Source organism: Candidatus Obscuribacterales bacterium (genome assembly GCA_036703605.1).
Taxonomy (GTDB): Bacteria; Cyanobacteriota; Cyanobacteriia; order RECH01; family RECH01; genus RECH01.
In genome coordinates, this window is the sequence record DATNRH010000184.1 from 1 (window position 1) to 1,143 (window position 1,143).

General features: G+C 54.1%; 1 protein-coding gene. It reads left to right on the forward strand.

Translation table 11 applies throughout. The features are described from left to right. A partial coding sequence (locus V6D20_03965; protein HEY9814947.1) for a hypothetical protein occupies positions 1-1,143 on the forward strand: 1,143 nt, incomplete at both ends.

Sequence of the window (1,143 nt, forward strand, 5' to 3'; positions counted from 1 at the left end):
GTTCGCCCCAGCCGTGAGAACTACCGCGACTACCTGGCAGGCTGCCTGGATGACAAGGCAAAGTTGTTTGGCACTGCCTGGACACACCATATCGAATCGATGGAGGGGCACCATCAACACCTTGAGCAGATGGGTAGCCAGGCCACCTTCTACGTCAAGGACATCTACGCCAAAGTGCTTGGTTTTGAGCATTGGTACCATATGATCGAGTGCTTGCGCATCTCTGAAACCCCCTGGGATGACGAGCGCTTTGCCTATATCGACATGGATCATGAGCTGATCTCTCACCTGGACAGCCATTTTCTTGACTACATCCAGGTCCAGCGCCTGCGGCTGTATGACATCCTGGAGGTAGAGCCCAAGGACCCGGCACGCTTTTTCTCTATCTACCATGGTGATCACGGCCCCGTTGAGATGGCAATTCTACTGCTCTACCAGATCCCGTCCGAAGTGCTGAGAAGCCACATCAACAGCCTGTTTGTGCTTGAAGGTCGATGGCCGATGATTGCCAGCCCCACCGAGGCGCGTCGCCACATCCTGGTGCAGGTAGCTGAGGGCACTAACTTTGGGATCTCGGATATCCTGGAAAGCTGCCAGACCCCTGGCGCGATCTTTTGCTCCCGAGATCTGTTTACCCCTAAGGTTGCGCAGCGCTTCAACAACAACGAGCTTTCCCTGGCCGACACTCAGCGCAACTCCTGCTCGCGCTCGTCATGGTCGACCCGAGAGGTCATCCACTACCTCACCTCTATCATGAATCATCAGCATGCGGGAGACACACAGCAGGAGTCAGTCAATCAGTTCATCTACAGCATGGTTTACTGGATGATCTACACCAGCAAGAATGGCCATGTATCGACCCATTTTGGTGACCTTGGGCAGTCGGTCAATCTCTACAACTACCATATCGACAATATCTCAGGCGGACGCAACAGCTTCGACGTCAATGCCCTGTTCCTCGCATTGACGCCCTCCATATTCTTGCGCGGCGATGACATCAACACCTTTAAGCAGATCGGCAAGAAGCTCGTCTATGGAGCGCATATTTCCGGAGATGAGTTTGCGACCTATGATCGACTCTTCAACAAAGCGATCCAGCTCTCTCGCCCAGTCAGAGGCATGGTGCTGACCACCCTGTCAGAG